Source organism: Anabaenopsis arnoldii (assembly GCF_028331025.1).
Taxonomy (GTDB): domain Bacteria; phylum Cyanobacteriota; class Cyanobacteriia; order Cyanobacteriales; family Nostocaceae; genus Anabaenopsis; species Anabaenopsis arnoldii.
This window is the reverse complement of the sequence record NZ_JAQMUH010000106.1, coordinates 1-17,700: the sequence shown is the minus strand read 5'-3', so window position 1 is coordinate 17,700 and position 17,700 is coordinate 1. Positions and strand designations below refer to the sequence as shown.

Below are 17,700 nucleotides of genomic sequence, written 5' to 3'. Positions count from 1 at the left end.
AATGCCACCATAAAACATAGAGACAAGAAAAACCAATTGAAAGTCAAAAGATCCCAAATTTTCCTTGTTCCTTGTTGTGTCATGGCTTCCTGATGAAGAGATCATAAATCTGCCTATTTCTCACTAGATGCTTCTTAGGTAAGTTACTTAAATACCAATATCCATAGGAGACTAAAGAAAGAACATACAATATACTCTCACGGGTGTGTAAGCAGCAAAAACTGCAAATAACTAAGGAGAATTTATGCGTGCAGTACTGATGGCAGGCGGTTCGGGTACTCGGCTTCGCCCGTTAACTTGTGATCTGCCTAAACCAATGGTGCCTATTCTGAATCGGCCCATTGCCGAACATATCATCAATCTACTAAAGCGACATCAAATCACAGAAGTTATTGCTACATTGCATTATCTACCAGATGTCTTGCGAGACTACTTTCAAGATGGCAGTGATTTTGGCGTGCAGATGACCTATGCTGTGGAAGAAGACCAACCCCTAGGAACCGCAGGCTGTGTCAAGAATATTGCCGAACTGCTGGATGAAACATTTTTAGTGATTAGCGGTGATAGTATCACAGATTTTGACTTAACAGCGGCGATCGCATTCCACAAGCAAAAACAATCAAAAGCCACCTTAGTTTTAACCCGAGTTCCCAACCCCGCAGAATTTGGAGTGGTAATTACGGACGAGGAAAGTAAAATTAGGCGCTTTTTAGAAAAACCTTCTAGCAGTGAGATTTTTTCTGATACGGTCAACACAGGTATTTACATTCTGGAACCAGAAGTATTAGATTATCTACCATCTCATACAGAATGCGACTTTTCCAAAGACTTATTTCCCTTAATGCTGGAAAAAGGTCAAGCCCTGTATGGTTACATTGCTAAAGGTTACTGGTGCGACGTGGGTCATTTAGATGCCTATCGTCAAGCTCAATATGACGCCTTAGATCGTAAAGTAAAACTTGACTTTGCTTATCCAGAAATTTTACCAAACTTGTGGGTAGGGCAAAATACCTTTATCCCCTCCACAGCCATAATTGAAACTCCCGCCCTAATTGGTGATAATTGCCGCATTGGGGCCAGAGTGCAAATTGAAGCAGGAACCATCATCGGAGATAATGTCACCATTGGCGCTGATGCCAATCTGAAACGACCGATTTTATGGAATGGGTCAATTATCGGAGATGAAGCACATCTGAGCGCTTGCGTGATTTCTCGCGGTACCCGTGTTGATCGGCGCGCTCATGTTTTAGAAGCGGCTGTAGTGGGTTCCCTGTCTACTATAGGGGAAGAAGCACAAATCAGCCCTAATGTCAGGGTTTGGCCCAGTAAAAAGATTGAATCAGGTGCAGTGCTCAATATTAACTTGATTTGGGGGAACACTGCTCAAAGAAACTTATTTGGGCAGCGTGGTGTACAAGGATTAGCTAATATTGACATCACCCCAGAATTTGCTGTGAAGTTGGGATCTGCTTACGGTTCTACCCTGAAACCCGGTTCTAAGGTGACAGTTTCCCGTGATCAACGCAACATTTCTCGCATGGTTACCCGGTCATTAATTGCTGGTTTGATGTCTGTAGGTATTGATATTCAAAATCTCGATGCTACAGCTATTCCCATAGCACGGACAGTTATACCCACAATGTCCGTCGCCGGTGGGGTTCATGTACGGGTACACCCAGATCGCCCTGATTATATCCTGATTGAATTTATGGATGCTAAGGGGATTAATATTACCAAAGCTCTGGAGAAGAAAGTTGAAGGAGCTTATTTTAAGGAAGATATGCGGCGATCGCAAATTCATGAAGTTGGGGATGTAGCCTATACCAGTCAAGTAATTGAACGCTATTGCACAGCCTTTGAGAAGCTGTTAAACGTTGATACCCTGCGCAACAGTCGAGCAAAAGTAGTAATTGACTATGTTTATGCTGTATCTGGGGCGGTTTTACCACTCATGTTAGATAAATTTGGCGCTGATGCAGTGGTACTGAATGCGAGTGTGAATAAATCGGCCATGTCAGTTACCGACCGCGAAACACTGCTGACTCAGCTGGGTCATGTAGTGGAGGCGCTCAAAGCCAACTTTGGTGTGCAAGTTTCAGCTAATGGGGAACAGTTGATTTTAGTTGATGAATCAGGCTTTCCCATCCGGGGGGAAATTTTAACAGCACTGATGGTAGACATGATATTAACATCTAACCCCAGAGGCACGGTAGTTGTACCTGTTCATGCTTCTAGTGCTGTGGAACAAGTCGCCCGTCGTCACGATGGCAGGGTAATTCGCACTAAGGCTAATCCTACAGCTTTGATGGAGGCTTGTCAAAAAAATTCTCATGTCGTCTTAGGCGGTAGTGGCGAAACTGGTTTTATTTTCCCCCATTTACATCCGGGTTTTGATTCCATGTTCTGCATCGCTAAGTTAATTGAGATGCTGACTATTCAAGAGCGATCGCTGGCTACTGCGCGTTCAGAATTACCCCGTGTAGTTCATAAAGCTTATACAGTCCGTTGTCCTTGGAGTGCTAAAGGAGCGCTGATGCGTTATTTAGTGGAAACACACCCAGCCCAAAACCTAGAGTTAATTGATGGGGTGAAAATTTGCCAACCCTACGATGATAGTTGGCTATTAGTTTTACCAGACGCCAGCGAGCCTTTAGTACATTTGTATGCCAACAGTAATGATCGCGATTGGGTAGATGAAACACTCAGAAACTACCGCACTCGTGTTCAGACCTTCGTGGAAAGACAACAAGAATACCAACCAGCAGAGGTGTAAATATTGATAGGATAGCGTGGCGATAGCCATACAATAGTGGTTATTTAGAAGTCATTCTTAGACCACTGGGAAGCTCGGAAGTTAAGTGTAGACTTGGTTAGTTTTGAGTAGGTTTAACAAAGCGGATTAGCCGGGGTAACCTATCGCTAACTCAGTTTGAGGATCAAAAAAGTGCAGTTTTTCTGGATTTAACGAGAACCATAATTCCTCACCAACCTTGACTAACCTATCCGGTGGAACTCGCACCTGTAGATAGTTATCTGTATACTCAATTTGAGATTCAGGTGGGGAAATTCTCACAGACACAAAAGAATCATTGCCCAGATTTTCTACCAAGTCTACTTTGACGGGTAAATTTTTGGTCGCTGGTACACTCAAAATTAAGTGTTCCGGGCGAATACCTAAAATGATGGTTTGCTGATCATATTTCCGCAGGGGTGTCGCCCAAACGTCTGGGAGAGTGAGGCGAAAATGGTTATGGGTAATTAATAACGGAGCATGGAACCTCACCGGAATAAAATTCATGGGCGGGGAACCAATGAATTCAGCCACAAAGCGGTTAGCAGGATGGTTATAAAGTTCTAATGGGGATGCGACTTGCTGAATTTGACCTTGATTCATAATGGCAATGCGATCGCCCATAGTCATAGCCTCGGTTTGGTCATGGGTGACGTAAATGGTGGTGGTTCCTAGTTGGCGTTGCAATTTGACAATTTGGGCGCGGGTTTGGGCCCGCAATTTAGCATCCAAGTTAGAAAGGGGTTCATCCATTAAAAACACTTGGGGGTCACGGGCGATGGCTCTTCCTAAAGCTACCCGTTGTCTTTGACCCCCCGATAGCTGTTTGGGTAAACGATTCAGCAAGGTTTCCATTTGTAATAATTGGGCAACATTTAGCACCTGCTGATCTACCTGCCTTTCTTGATCAGAAATGTAACGTAGTCCTTTAGGTAACTTTCTGGTGATTCCTACAAGGATATTTGTCGCCCATGTTGGGAGTGAGGAGTTTTGACTTTCCCCATTGCCTAATGGGCGGCGACGGAGTCCAAAAGCAATGTTGTCATAGACAGTCATGTGGGGGTAGAGGGCGTAATTTTGAAACACCATGGCAATGTCTCTTTCTTTGGGTGGTAGGTGATTAATTAAGCGATCGCCCACCCAAATATTCCCTGCTGTCATCGCTTCTAACCCGGCAATTAACCGGAGTAGAGTGCTTTTACCACAACCTGAAGGACCCACCAGCACCATAAATTCACCATCGGCGATGGTCAAATTAATTCGCCGTAAGACATTGATAACTTCTGCCGGTTCTGGGGTAGCATTTTTTTTATTCCTATGACTAGGAAAGGTTTGGGATGCTACACTTTCCCCTTTCCGCTGGGGAAACGTTTTATAAATATTTTCTAAAACAACTTGCGCCACGAGTATCTGAAGTAACGGTAATTATATGGCTGACTCCGCACAGGGGAAGGTATGGCTTACCCCACGCTACGCTATCAGCACCCATGATATATGTTACCTGTGACTAGGAAAAGTAAAAAAACTGTAACCAACAAAGCAGACTACCCTAGATTTATGAGAGTATTTTTTGCCCATGAAGTGGTATGATTGTACTACTCATGCAGAATTTAATGCTCGTTGTAGTCAGGCGAAGGTAGGGAATGGTATCGCAAGTACTATTCAAAGCGATCGCTTGGCTTTTATGCTAGAAAAGACTCAAAGCTCAAAGTGTATGTCAGGAATTCATTTAGGCAAATTAAATATAGTTAGCTAATTAAAATCTTATTGCTTGATCAAAAACTTGTCCAATTAGGAGGATTCAATGAATAGCTGCGTTTTAATGGCGGAAATCATTCAAGAACCACAATTACGCTATACAGCGGATAACTTAGCAATCACAGAAATGCTGGTACAGTTCCCCAATTCTCAGCGTGCAGAAGACCAGTTAGTTACCCTAAAGGTAGTGGGCTGGGGGAATATGGCTACAGAAATTCAGCAAAACTACCACCAAGGCGATCGCGTGATTTTAGCAGGACGCTTAGGGATGCACACTGTTGAGCGTCAAGAAGGGTTTAAAGAAAAACGGGCTGAATTAACAGTACAACAGATTCAACCTCTAGGAAGTAATTTTACATCATCCACAACGATAAATTCGTCAGTCACCTCAACACCCCTACAAACAGCATCCCCTGTTGTTACACCTTCACGCAACGAAGTTGAATTACCTCCAGTCAGCGCCCCGACTCCCGTTGGCGCTGCACCTCAGCGGAACAACTTCCCATCCACACAGCCAGTCCAAAATTTTGAACGCACTGCTTATCCCCCTGTGAACGAGCAAGAACAAGATCCCGATGACATTCCTTTCTAAGTCGGGGATGGGAACTGGGTCACAAGAACCGTTGAGTAATGAGCAAGGGGAAACATGAAGTGCGATCGCTGATTATTGATAACTACGACTCCTATACATTTAATCTCTATCAGATGCTCGCTCAGGTGAATGGAGAACTTCCCCTGGTAATTCGCAATGATCAGATTGATTGGAAGGATGTAATCAAACTCACATTTGACAATGTTGTGATTTCCCCAGGTCCGGGTCGTCCAGAAAATGTCTCGGACTTTGGTAGCTGCGGCCAAGTGATTCAAAATCTCCAAAATCTTGATGTACCCCTGCTGGGTGTTTGTCTTGGTCACCAGGGACTAGCTCATGTATACGGCGGTACTGTAACTCATGCACCGGAGGTTATGCATGGGCAATCTAGTAAAATATATCACAATTGTTCTGCTCTATTTGAGGGAATTCCCCAGGGCTTCTCTGTGGTACGCTACCATTCCTTAATGGTTGCCCAAGACTTACCCAACTGTTTAGAAAGAGTCGCTTGGACAGAAGCCGGATTGATCATGGGGCTGCGTCATCGGTATTTACCATTTTGGGGTGTGCAATTTCATCCCGAATCAATCTGCACTGAATACGGCTGGAAGATTTTAGAAAACTTCCGTAATTTTACTAAGAACTTATCCCCGAACCGAGAGAGAGAAACTAAGTATCAAGACAGTGCCAAAAAATTGACTCGACAAAATCCTATTCTTCCTTGCCAGTACCAAGTTTATAGTCAAAAACTGGATATCTATCCAGATCCAGAACAGGTGTTTGTACATCTGTATGGCCAGGCCACACAAGCGATCGGTAAAGATACTCACGCCTTTTGGCTTGATAGTAGCTTAGTTGAGCCTGGTCTTTCTCGCTTCTCTTTTATGGGAGGAAGTGGCGGTTTAAATAGCTTGTTGGTTGAATACCGCACGGAAACTAGAGAATTAACTATTACCCAATCTGGTCAAAAGACACAGATAAATGCCAGTATTTTTGACTATCTTCAAAGTCAAATTAATGAGCGTAGTTATCAGTCTGATGAGCTACCCTTTGACTTCAATTGTGGGTTTGTGGGCTACTTTGGTTATGAAATCAAGGCAGAATGTGGTTCTGAGTTAGTTCATTGTGGACCCCTTCCCGATGCTATGTTTCTGTTAGCTGATCAAATCATTGTGTTTGACCACCAAGAACAAACTACCTATCTGGTATGTCTGGCCAAACAGCATCAAACTACAGCAGCAAAGGAGTGGTTAGAGTCAACAGAAAAACAACTGCGCACACTCCCAGACCTTCCACCTATTGTACCGCCCCTTAGTCATACCCCCATCAATTTTCGTCTGAGTCGTTCTCACCAGACCTACATAAATGATATTTACCAATGTCTGCACAAAATTAAGGACGGGGAAAGCTATCAAATTTGTTTGACTAATAAACTTTACACAGATGCTGCTCCCGATCCATTATGCTTTTATCGTACCTTACGCCGAGTTAATCCGGCTCCTTACTCGGCATTTATGCGCTTTGGTGAAGTTGCTATTGCTTGTTCATCCCCAGAACGATTTTTACGTATTGACCGCGCTGGGTGGGTAGAAACTAAGCCGATTAAAGGAACTTTAGGCCGTGGTCAGACTCCAGAGGAAGATAAAATACTGCGGGAAAAACTGCTCAGTAGTGAAAAAGACCGCGCCGAAAACTTAATGATTGTGGATTTGTTACGCAATGATTTAGGTTTGGTATGTGAAGTGGGTAGTATCCAGGTGACAAAGTTGATGGATGTGGAAACTTACGCCACAGTACATCAACTTGTGAGTACGATTCGGGGTTATTTACGCGCGGATATGACTGCTACTGATTGTATTAGAATGGCGTTTCCCGGTGGTTCGATGACGGGTGCGCCGAAAATTAGAACTATGAAGATTATCGATGAGTTAGAATCTGAAGCTCGTGGAGTTTATTCCGGTGCTATTGGGTTTTTAGCTCTCAATGGTGCAGCAGATTTAAATATTGTCATTCGTACCGCAGTGTTGACTCCTAGAGGGACTTCTATTGGGATTGGCGGTGGTATTGTGGCTTTATCTGAACCGGAAGCTGAGTTTGAGGAGGCTTTTCTCAAAGGTAAGGCGTTAATTCAGGCTTTATCGTAATTTATGATCATAGTTTTTGAGAATCCGCGATCGCCTCTCCTATTAAACTGGACGGACAAACACAGGAATCTTGTTAATTAGCTCAACCCACCTTTTATCCTGTTTTGGGATTATCCGAAAATAGGTTTATTGTACTGACATACATATAGTGCTAAAGCCAAAGCCCTATGAAATCTATCTCCAGCCATGAGTATGAAATATTCCGGCGCTGTATGATTGCGGCACGCAAGGAAGCACAACTTACTCAGGAATCTCTCGCTAAATCTCTTGAAAAACCCCAATCTTTTGTTGCTAAATATGAGAATGGGGAGCGGCGCTTGGATGTCGTTGAGTTTATCATAGTTACTCGGGTAATTGGCGTGGATCCTTGTGCCATTCTGAGGAAGGTTGAACAACAAATATCTAAAGCATCTTGTGAAGAAAAATGATGAACACACAAGATGTAATCAAACTTGCTGCTGAGTATTTAGCTAATTTATCGGGGCATACATTTGATGTTTTAAACATATCTAAACCTATGACAGTTAATGCAGCAGTCAATTTAGCTAAAGTGATCTCGAAGCTTTCACCATTACTGGGAAATCTAATCGAATTTAACACTGTTGAGTTTTTAAATAAGCAGGATGATTTTGCTGAATTTGGAACATGGCAGAGGCAAGATCCGGGATTCCCTGATGCTATCTTTGTGGGAAACATTCAACCAATACCAGGATTAGAGATTAAAGCATGGTTTCCATTGGCAACAGAGATAACAGCGCGATTCAAAGATAGCCAGAATCACTTTCAATTTGATCAAACTCACGTTGCGATATTGGCATGGCTACCTGAGAAGATTATTTACGGAAAACCTCGTATTTTAGATGTGTGTGTTGTATCTGGCTTGTCAGTAGCTCTAGCTAGAGACACTCATTACCATAATCCGCCAGACTATCTTGTTTTGGAGCCAGAGGATACAACCCAAAGGACGGCAAATTTACAGCAAACGAACACTAATGGCTATAAATTTCAAGGTTCTGACAGTGAATTTTTAGAGGCTCAGAAAATAGTTGACTCATGGGGATCTGAAGCCAAAATTTACAAGCCGACTAAGGAATATCAGCACCTTCTACGGGAATTACTAATACGATATAAATACAGGCTAGACACTAACTTTGCTAAAATAGACAGAATTATGCACCCCGGCATTGAGGAATTCAAGAAACGTGTTTACAGGGTTGAAGTTTGTGGTATGCCAGTTAAACAATGGAACAGGATTTTATCAAGCCACCAACAAGTCACTATAAAAAAATCATTGCAGGAGTATCTAGGGATTAAAGAAGAGAGCATTGATGAACTTCTGGATTAAATCGCTCGACTCCATAATAGAAATAATCTGGATCAATTTCACACGAGTAGGCTTTGCGCCTGAGTTTCCGGGCTGCTAAAGACGCACTAAACAGTCCCCCGAAGGGTTCCCAGACTACATCATATTCATCACTTGATGATTCAATAATCATGGTCATCAAATCGAGAGGCTTTTGGTTAAGATGCAATGCCTTTCCAGATGTTGTTTTAACTCTTTCATCACCTCGTAGGGGTTGGCGTTCCCATACATTGGTAAAACCATGAGGACATCTAAACTTTGATCGCATTTTACTCCATTGTGCTCCTGTCAATGGTTGATTACCATCTAGAGAAAAATAAGGTTTTCCTTCAGAGCTACCATGCTCATTCGCATAATTTACTAGCCTTTCAAACATCTCTGGAGGGGGAAAGTACCATAAATGTCCTTGATCAAAATATTTCCTAGTGGCCGCATCTACCACACCACAAGCATCGTTTGCTCTTCGTAAAGGCAATCTAGACCGTTTCCATTCTTTCAGTAACCAGGCTTTTAAGGTAAGTTCGTTAATTCTAACTTCTCTTACATATTGAACACAAACTTCTGTAACCACCGGAAATCTGCGAATTTTTTCTGTGTTAACATTCCCTGCAATGTGACCTTTGCCTTTATTCCAAATATTGCAGTTAATATAGCGCCAACCATACTTTTCTAAAATTGGATGTACCACAGCCCAGCCAATTTCTGAGTTCCAAAACCAGAGTGTTGTGTATGGCATCGCTGCTTTTGACCACTCCTCAATATGAGGCTCATACCAATTGGGCAAATCAATATGATCAGATGTGTCTCCTTCAAAACCAAGAATACCATAAGCCCCATCTGAAACGATTACACTAGGCTGCTCCCAATCTTGATAATGTTCAAAGCTATTACCTAGAAATAAAGCAACGTACTCATCTCTCCATTCCGAAAAGTTAAGTTTGGTGTTTGGGCTAACGACCTTTCCGCGGCCAACTGTACTGGTGGCTTTACTTTTCAAGGTAACTGTAGAACTAGCTTCTGGATTAGATCGGCTCATTGATTCTTTCGGCTCTTCAAATCATGATATATGTAAATATATCCTATTTTAGGATAATAATCTAGTGAGAGACACTAAAATAAACGCCAACCGCACTTTATTCTCAATCGAGCAATTTCATATATATTTCTACTCAATACTTACGTTTAGCTGAATAGGTTGATTAGATTTCTTGAACACAAATACTTTTGATGCCTGGGATTTTTCTTAGAGGATGTTTGATAAGTCATGATTAGTGTATCAAACATTGTTTGACCCCACCCTAACCCTCCCCTTGTCAGGGGAGGGGACTGGATTTTATTGTTTTTTGTGTGTTCCCCAATCCTTCCCATTCCCCAATCCTTCGGTGTTCGGTGTTCCCTGTTCCCTAATATAAAAATTACCTGTTTAATACTTTCCAAACAACCTCTTAGGGTAATAAGACTTACGCAAGATTGGACTAAAAACCTAGTTCTGATGTACGGGTGATTCATGAATTACCCCTAGTTTCGTTCTGTTTTGCGTAAGTTCTGGGTAAGTCTAGATAAATCTTACCCTAGAGATCGCCTTGGGGACTAATCAAAATTGCCAGTGTTAAGGGAAACTATTAGGATTCAAGCGACGGCGGTTTGCAGGTGCTGACTCAGGGTTCTGGGTAGTGCTACTGGTCAAAGTTCCACCATCTTCACGGGTGAGGAAAGGTTTTAAATTAATACCGCTTCTAGATGCAGTCATGGGATTGTTACCACGACCTACAACTGTGCGCCCTAAGTTGTCTAATCCATTTACTCTTCTACCATTGCTAATATAAGTATTCACGGGTACTGTCTGTCTTCCACTATCAGCGGTAATCAAGTTTTGGAAAACGTCATTGAGTACTACAAATGGGTCTTTATCACGGGGTACAGTCAACACAATCCGACACAAAGGATTAGTCCGTGTAGTCACGCAAACGATGTTTTCATTATTTTGTACAGATGTTTGCAGTTCTTCCAGACCATCTGGGCGATATAATTCTAAGCGACTGGCAATAGCTTCACAGCGTCTTTGGGGACTCCAACCACCACCTAAAGTCCTAGGTGCAGCCCAGGGGAAGAATTCTCCTGGTATACTTTGTGGTTGGTACATGACAGTGTACTGTCCATTATAAAATTGACAAGTAAACCGAGTGCCACTAGTTACCGTTGGTGTGTTTATGGGTGGAGTGGTTGGCGTTGATGTACCCCCTGAGGGTATGGTGGGTACAACCACCTCACCGGAACTAGAATCATTAAATTGAGCTAGTGCCGTAGAATTACTCATTAGTAATGATAAGCCAAGACTGCCCAAACATCCAAACTTGAAAAGTTGTGCAAACATAAATGATTTCCCACTCTCAACGTAGTTAGGTGTTGATAACTTCAGTGACGAATAATTGGGGATTTTTGATTCATCAAAGATGCTGCTTTTTTTGTAGAAGTAGCGACCTCAAGATTACATGGAAATAGCTTGTTCTGGGTTATAGTTTCTACCCTGACAAAACTCATCTATCCAATTCGCCAGACTACGACTATGGGTACTAGGTGATGGGGTGAGTTGAGGGCGAACATTTTTCGGTTTTGGCGATATTTCCCCCTGATTCCGGGAAACTGGGCGTTTGAGGTAGTCAAGTAGGAATAAAACCCCAGTTAAATAGTTTTTTTGTAGTAAAAGAGTCCAAAACTTCATAGGTAGATGATCAAACCGAGGATCTCGGACTTTTGCACAAGGTCGAGTTTTGGCTTTGTGAATTACCTCCATTGTCATTGCTAGGGGCGATCGCCTTTCCCCTACTGTCAGAGGTAATCGCACTGGTTGATATTGACGTAGTAAATTGGCAGGTAGTTTAGTAGAATATGCTATTTTAGCACCCGGTGCAGAAGTAACCTTAGTCGCCATTGCAACCGTGGGAATAATTTCATGATTTTTTGTATACGGTGCAACAGATTCAGGCAAGCGCGGCAGATTAACATTCGCAGTGGCAGGACTAGCAATCTTAATAGTAGGTGCAACTAAAGCCACATCTTTGGTTTGAGTATAATTTTCTGGCAAAGATTCCCTTTCCCACTCACTTGTAGAATCCTCAGAGTTAATTACATCTAATTCTTGGTCAGGATTAAAGTTAAGACCTAAAGCTGTAACTATCTGATCGGGATTACTATTTAAATCCACCATAAAAGAAAGATAATCCTGAAATTGCGGCTCTAAAACCGACAAAGTGGCCAAAATAAACCCAGATGAAGGACGACGCAGACCATTGTAAGTACCCCAAACCCTGATTTTTGCCAGCCAAGAGCGATTTTGCTGGTAGTAACTCAGCCACTTAATTTTCACGGACTGGCGCAGCTGCTGAATATTCATGGATTTTCCCCTTGGTCAGAAATTGAGTAGTATTTTATATTTTGGATTTACTTAATATTAGCGATGAAAGCGACGATATAGCATTTTTTTGACACTTTCACCACCTAACAAATGTTGTTTTACCAGTAGAGGTACTTCATCGGGTTTAACGCCGCTATACCAAACCATATCGGGTAAAACTAGCACCATTGGCCCGTTACCACACTGTCCTAAGCAGCCACTGGCTATTATCGTTACATTGGCAACTGGTAAACTTGTAAAAGCGGCTAATACCTTTGCTGCACCTTGCTTTTTACAAGTACGATTTTGGCACACTCGCACACATCTAGCCGCAGACTTTGGGTCTGTCTTTGGGAAGTTGGATGGTTGACTTATATTTGACATTGCTCTATCAAGTGGTAGATATACAGCAAAAATATTGACTGATAAGCTCCCTCTCCTTACCTAGGAGAGGGTGGGGCTAAGGTTTAATCAGGTGAGATATTCCTAGCGCCATAACCAACTACTAATCACTAATGACTAATCCTTTTGAGGCTAGCCATTGGTGATTGAATATGCGTGACTGATACCGGGAACCACTATCACATAATATGGTAGCAATAGTATGTCCTGGTCCCATCTGCTTTGCTAAAGCTACAGCCGCGCCAACATTAATCCCCGTGGAACCGCCCATTAATAGCCCATCTTTCCGCAGCAGTTGATATACCACCCGTAAAGCCTCTGTGTCATCTATCTGAATAGCGTCGTCAATGGGTGCGCCTTCCATATTGGCAGTGATGCGGCTATTACCGATGCCTTCTGTAATAGAACTACCTTCAATCTTGATTTCACCGGTTTTGATGTAGCTATACAGTCCACTACCTAGGGGGTCGGCAACTACACATTTAACAGATGGATTTTGTGATTTTAGGTACATTGATACACCAGCAAAAGTACCACCAGTACCAGTTGCAGCTGTCCAAGCGTCAATTTTCCCCTTTGTCTGTGCCCAAATTTCTGGGGCCGTGGTTTCGTAGTGGGCGAGGCGGTTAGCTAAGTTATCAAACTGATTAGCCCAAATAGCATTATCTAATTCGGCGGCGATTCTGCCAGATAGTTTAACGTAGTTATTGGGGTCTTTGTAGGGAACTGCGGGAACGGTGCGCACTTGTGCCCCCAGGGTCGTGAGTGCATCTATTTTCTCTTGGGATTGGGTATTGGGAATAATAATTAGGCATTTATAGCCTTTAGCGTTGCAAATATGCGCTAGTCCAATACCAGTATTACCGGCGGTTCCTTCAACCACAGTACCACCGGGCTTGAGTAGGCCTTTTTTTTCCGCATCTTCAATAATATAAAGTGCAGCGCGGTCTTTGACGGAACCCCCAGGATTCAGAAATTCTGCCTTACCAAGGATTTCGCAACCCGTTTCTTCACTAAAGCTGTTTAGGCGAATTAGTGGTGTGTTACCAACGGTGCCAACAAATCCATTTTTGATATCCATTTTGATTTTACCTGAGTTCTTGTCTATAAAAATTTTGCCTGATGGCAGTGTTCAGATGTACAGATTCTGCCATGAATATCTCTTGCTTTGGGTCGGTCTCAAGACCAGCTATTGAGCGATCGCTTTTGTTGTGTTATTAAAGGATTTGCACCCTTGGCCACTGTGACAAGAAGACGGTTTAATCTAGATTGATAGGCAAAAACGCCAAGGTATCGTCTGGTCTTGGCGCTGGGTTTAATATTGTAAGTGGACTAAGGAGCAGTTTTACTTGTTAGGCTGAGGGGTCATTCTCAGATAAGGCTTAATTTCTTGGTAGCCTTTGGGGAATTTCTCTTTGAGAACTTCTGGATCTTTGAGTGAGGGGACTATGACACAATCATCCCCATCTTTCCAGTCAGCAGGTGTAGCTACGCTGTAATTATCGGTCAGTTGTAGAGAGTCAATTACCCGTAAAAGTTCATCAAAGTTGCGGCCAGTGCTGGGGGGATAGGTAAAGCTCAGGCGCAGTTTTTTATTAGGGTCGATGATGAAGACAGAACGCACGGTGATGTTAGCAGCTGCGTTGGGGTGAATCATATCATAAAGGTCAGAAACCTTTTTGTCTGCATCGGCGAGAATTGGGTAATTGAGGGCGGTTCCTTGAGTTTCTTCGATATCTCCTACCCAGCCATTATGGGAGTCAACATCATCAACGCTCAGGGCGATGGGTTTGACGTTACGTTTGTCAAATTCCGGTTTGAGTTTGGCCACTGTGCCTAGTTCAGTGGTACAAACGGGGGTGAAATCAGCCGGGTGAGAAAACAGCACTACCCAGCTGTCACCTGCCCATTCATAAAAGTTGATATCGCCGTGTGTGGATGCTTGTGTAAAGTTAGGTACTGTATCACCAAGACGGAGAGTCATGTAAGATTCCCTGTAATTTAGAAAGGCATATGTATTCTACTTTGCCATCATGACACAATACACGGTTTTCCTAGAGGCTTTTAGCACTTTTTAACAAAATTTCATTTTCCCGTCAAGACTGGAAAATCAACTTATGAAAATTTAACAGTTTTAAACTGCTAGGTGCTGCCGGACTTGAGATACTAATTCATCTGTCCAGTGGTTAGCCAATTCATCATTAACAGCTTCTACCATGACTCTGATTACCGGTTCTGTACCGGAAGCCCGGACTAATATTCTCCCCGCATCACCCATTGCAGCTTCGGCTTGGGCGATCGCTTGTTGCAAGGGTTGGCAATCTTGCCAATTTAATCGCCGATCGCGATCTGTAACTCGCACATTCCGCAATAATTGGGGGTAAGTTTGAAAACTTTCATCTACCATTTGACTGAGGGGAACACCCGCTGCTGTCACCAATCCTGCTAGATGTAATGCTGTTAACAACCCATCACCGGTAATGGCATAATGGCGGCAGAGAATATGACCAGATTGTTCACCACCTAACATCCCCCCTGTGCGCATCATTTCTGCTTGCACATATTGATCACCTACGGCGGTGCGAATTAACTTCCCACCCTGTTTTTGCCAAGCTCTCTCAAAGCCTAAGTTAGCCATGACTGTAGAAACAATCAGGTTATCTGGTAGTTGTTGCTGTTGTTGTAGGTGTCTACCCCATAGGTAAAGGATGTAATCGCCATCTACTGGCCTACCAGTATGATCTACAGCTAAAATGCGATCGGCATCGCCATCAAAGGCAAAGCCCAAGTCTGCGTTATGTTCTTTGACCGCGGCTTGCAGAATTCCTAGGTGAGTCGATCCACAGTTAACATTAATGCGATCGCCATCAGCTTGATTATGTAGGCTGATCACCTCCGCCCCCATGGCGGTAAATACTTTGGGTGCTAACCCCACCGCTGCACCCCACGCTAGGTCTAAAACAATTTTCAGTCCTTGCAGATTGACCTTTTCCGGCAAGGATTGCTTTAAGATGTCCCCATACTGGTCTACTAGTTCCCGGCGAGAATAATGCCGTCCACAATTAGTAACTTTACCTGCAACTCCATCACCCCTTACTCCCGCCTCGATTTCCGCCTGCAAGGCTGGAGATAATTTAGTACCATTACCATTAAAAATCTTAATCCCGTTGTCTTCTGGTGGGTTATGACTAGCAGAAATCATCACTCCACCTATGGCCTCACTCATACTGGTGAGGTAAGCCACGGTAGGAGTGGGACATAACCCCAAATACCAAACCTCCACCCCGGACGCTGTTAACCCCGCACTCAACGCCATTGCCAGCATATCACTAGAGTTTCTGGAATCTTGCCCCAGGATAACTGGCCCTGTGTGACCACCATGTTTTTGCAAAATCACACCCGTCCAGAAACCCACTTCCAAAGCTAAGGGAGCATTTAGTAATTCTCCTACTTGCCCACGAATACCGTCTGTACCAAATAAGCGGGTATTAGCTACTGAACTTAGGTTTAACCTCCAATTGTGAGATTCACATGGATAACTACCTTGAACGTTACTTTGGTTTGTGTTGATAGATGTCACCATAAGTTCAATATCCCACGTAATTACAGGTTGACTCAGCAGTTATACTTGAGTTAAGTTTCTCTGTGTAAGTAATATATGCGCTTTTTTTGGCGAAAATCATTTGAATCACACATTATTATGTGACAATACTGTATTATCCTTTCTCAATTGTCAATATTTAATATTTACCGAGTTTTATCTTATTTAATGGTTTTCAATTCAATTATTCCTTTCTACACTTGTTAGCTGCTATTTAGCAATTTGAACACAGGCGGAATAACTAGGATTGATACCAGGATGGTAAAAATCAGATGTTTTAGTTTTGACTTCACCCTGGTGGTAGTGGTCTATAGACCCTTGGAGCAACCTACAAATTCAAGATACTTAAAAAAAATTAATATAAATTCTCATCAAATAGTTCTAATCTAACATCTTAATGGCTTTTTTAGTCATTCATAAATCCTAAATTCGGCAATTAACCTTTTAACTTGAGAGATTTAGTATGAGCAGCAATTTAGCAAGCAAATTACGTGTAGGCACTAAAAAAGCCCATACAATGGCAGAAAATGTGGGTTTTGTCAAGTGCTTTTTAAAGGGAGTTGTAGAGAAAAACTCCTACCGAAAACTAGTTGCTAACTTTTACTTCATCTACTCGGCCATGGAAGAAGAGATGGAAAAACACCGTCAGCATCCCATTGTCGGTAAAATTAACTTTCCCCAACTCAACCGTAAGCAAACTTTAGAGCAAGACCTAAGTTACTATTTTGGTGCTAACTGGCGGGGGGAAATTCAACTATCGCCAGCAGGTGAGGCTTATGTGCAACGCATCCGCGAAATTTCCCAAACAGAACCAGAATTATTAATCGCTCATTCCTATACCCGCTATTTAGGTGACCTATCAGGGGGTCAAATCCTCAAAAACATTGCAGTCACAGCCATGAACTTGTCGGAAGGTCAAGGTACTGCTTTCTATGAGTTTGCAGAGATTACCGACGAGAAGGGATTCAAAACTCAATACCGTCAAACTCTGGATGAATTACCTATTGATGATGCTACAGGCGATCGCATTGTCGATGAAGCTAACGCCGCCTTTGGGATGAATATGAAGATGTTCCAGGAATTGGAAGGTAATTTGATCAAGTCCATCGGTGTGATGCTGTTTAATAGTCTCACCCGTCGTCGTCAACGTGGTAACAGTGAACTAGCTACTGAGTCGTAATTTTTTGGAGTTTGAGTGACTATATATGGGGGTAATATCCCTGTGATTGTTTTCTGTATATGAAGACAACCAGAGGGAAATTAGCCCCAAAAAATTAAACAATTTAGTAAAATACTTTTTAGGCGACATTGAAAACACTGATGAAGACAAAAACTGTTATCAAGAACTCCCCTATTGCTATAAGCTATAGGTTTTTGCTAGTCAAGTATACAAATCTATTGTATCTTAGGGTTTCATATTAAAATGACATCAATAGTATTCCCAAATATTGAAACTATAGTGGAGCGTGTAGCACAGATTCAGATAGATAAAAACAGTGCTACACAATCATTTCTGGCTCTACCGTACTTGTTATGCTAATTTAACAACTGGTTCGAGGGAACAGGGAACAGGGAACACACCGAACAGAGATTAAGAAGGAATATTCAGGCATTTTCTTCAATAACCAACATTATTTCCCTTATACGGTAAGCCT

General features: G+C 42.6%; 15 protein-coding genes. 7 read left to right on the top strand and 8 right to left on the bottom strand.

Going from position 1 to position 17,700, the window contains the following annotated elements; genetic code table 11:
* The first annotated feature begins 244 nt into the window (after positions 1–244).
* Positions 245–2,773: a mannose-1-phosphate guanyltransferase gene (locus PN457_RS09745; protein ID WP_271733006.1), complete on the top strand. Its 2,529-nt coding sequence runs from the start codon at positions 245–247 to the stop codon at positions 2,771–2,773.
* Between the two features lie 126 nt (positions 2,774–2,899).
* Here PN457_RS09745 and PN457_RS09740 read toward each other — a convergent pair whose 3' ends face one another.
* A complete protein-coding gene (locus PN457_RS09740) occupies positions 2,900–4,195 on the bottom strand; it encodes an ABC transporter ATP-binding protein (RefSeq protein WP_271733005.1) in 1,296 nt (431 codons plus the stop codon).
* A 172-nt stretch (positions 4,196–4,367) separates the two neighbouring features.
* On the opposite strand from PN457_RS09740, the gene PN457_RS09735 reads away from it, so the two are divergent.
* From PN457_RS09735 to PN457_RS09715, 5 genes are all read left to right on the top strand, one after another.
* Entirely contained in the window at positions 4,368–4,547 is a 180-nt protein-coding gene (locus PN457_RS09735) for a hypothetical protein (protein WP_271733003.1), read from the top strand.
* 48 nt (positions 4,548–4,595) lie between these two features.
* Entirely contained in the window at positions 4,596–5,141 is a 546-nt protein-coding gene (locus PN457_RS09730) for a single-stranded DNA-binding protein (RefSeq protein WP_271733001.1), read from the top strand.
* 38 nt (positions 5,142–5,179) lie between these two features.
* Entirely contained in the window at positions 5,180–7,285 is a 2,106-nt protein-coding gene (gene pabB / locus PN457_RS09725) for an aminodeoxychorismate synthase component I (RefSeq protein WP_271732999.1), read from the top strand.
* Positions 7,286–7,452: 167 nt separating this feature from the next.
* Positions 7,453–7,713, top strand: coding sequence for a helix-turn-helix domain-containing protein (locus tag PN457_RS09720; protein WP_271732997.1), 261 nt, complete (start codon positions 7,453–7,455; stop codon positions 7,711–7,713).
* Entirely contained in the window at positions 7,710–8,630 is a 921-nt protein-coding gene (locus PN457_RS09715) for a hypothetical protein (RefSeq protein WP_271732996.1), read from the top strand. Before PN457_RS09720 ends, PN457_RS09715 begins: the two co-directional genes overlap by 4 nt.
* Here PN457_RS09715 and PN457_RS09710 read toward each other — a convergent pair.
* From PN457_RS09710 to glmM, 7 genes are all read right to left on the bottom strand, one after another.
* The gene (locus tag PN457_RS09710; protein ID WP_271732995.1) at positions 8,596–9,684 is read right to left on the bottom strand and encodes a DNA methyltransferase; all 1,089 of its coding nucleotides are present in this window, start codon (positions 9,682–9,684) and stop codon (positions 8,596–8,598) included. The genes PN457_RS09715 and PN457_RS09710 overlap by 35 nt on opposite strands.
* A gap of 573 nt (positions 9,685–10,257) precedes the next feature.
* Positions 10,258–11,022, bottom strand: coding sequence for a COP23 domain-containing protein (locus PN457_RS09705; protein ID WP_271732994.1), 765 nt, complete (start codon positions 11,020–11,022; stop codon positions 10,258–10,260).
* Between the two features lie 114 nt (positions 11,023–11,136).
* Positions 11,137–12,042 carry a DUF5331 domain-containing protein gene (locus PN457_RS09700; protein WP_271732992.1) on the bottom strand — a complete coding sequence of 302 codons (906 nt, stop codon included), beginning with the start codon at positions 12,040–12,042 and terminating at the stop codon, positions 11,137–11,139.
* A 57-nt stretch (positions 12,043–12,099) separates the two neighbouring features.
* A complete protein-coding gene (locus PN457_RS09695) occupies positions 12,100–12,426 on the bottom strand; it encodes a (2Fe-2S) ferredoxin domain-containing protein (RefSeq protein WP_271732990.1) in 327 nt (108 codons plus the stop codon).
* A gap of 121 nt (positions 12,427–12,547) precedes the next feature.
* Positions 12,548–13,525, bottom strand: a complete 978-nt coding sequence (locus PN457_RS09690) for a cysteine synthase A (RefSeq protein ID WP_271732988.1) — start codon at positions 13,523–13,525, stop codon at positions 12,548–12,550.
* 264 nt (positions 13,526–13,789) lie between these two features.
* Positions 13,790–14,428, bottom strand: a complete 639-nt coding sequence (locus PN457_RS09685; protein ID WP_271732986.1) for a peroxiredoxin — start codon at positions 14,426–14,428, stop codon at positions 13,790–13,792.
* A gap of 150 nt (positions 14,429–14,578) precedes the next feature.
* Positions 14,579–16,027, bottom strand: coding sequence for a phosphoglucosamine mutase (glmM, locus tag PN457_RS09680; RefSeq protein ID WP_271732984.1), 1,449 nt, complete (start codon positions 16,025–16,027; stop codon positions 14,579–14,581).
* Between the two features lie 481 nt (positions 16,028–16,508).
* On the opposite strand from glmM, the gene PN457_RS09675 reads away from it, so the two are divergent.
* Complete coding sequence (locus PN457_RS09675) at positions 16,509–17,225, top strand: biliverdin-producing heme oxygenase (protein WP_271732983.1); 717 nt, start codon at positions 16,509–16,511, stop codon at positions 17,223–17,225.
* The last annotated feature ends 475 nt before the right edge of the window (positions 17,226–17,700 follow it).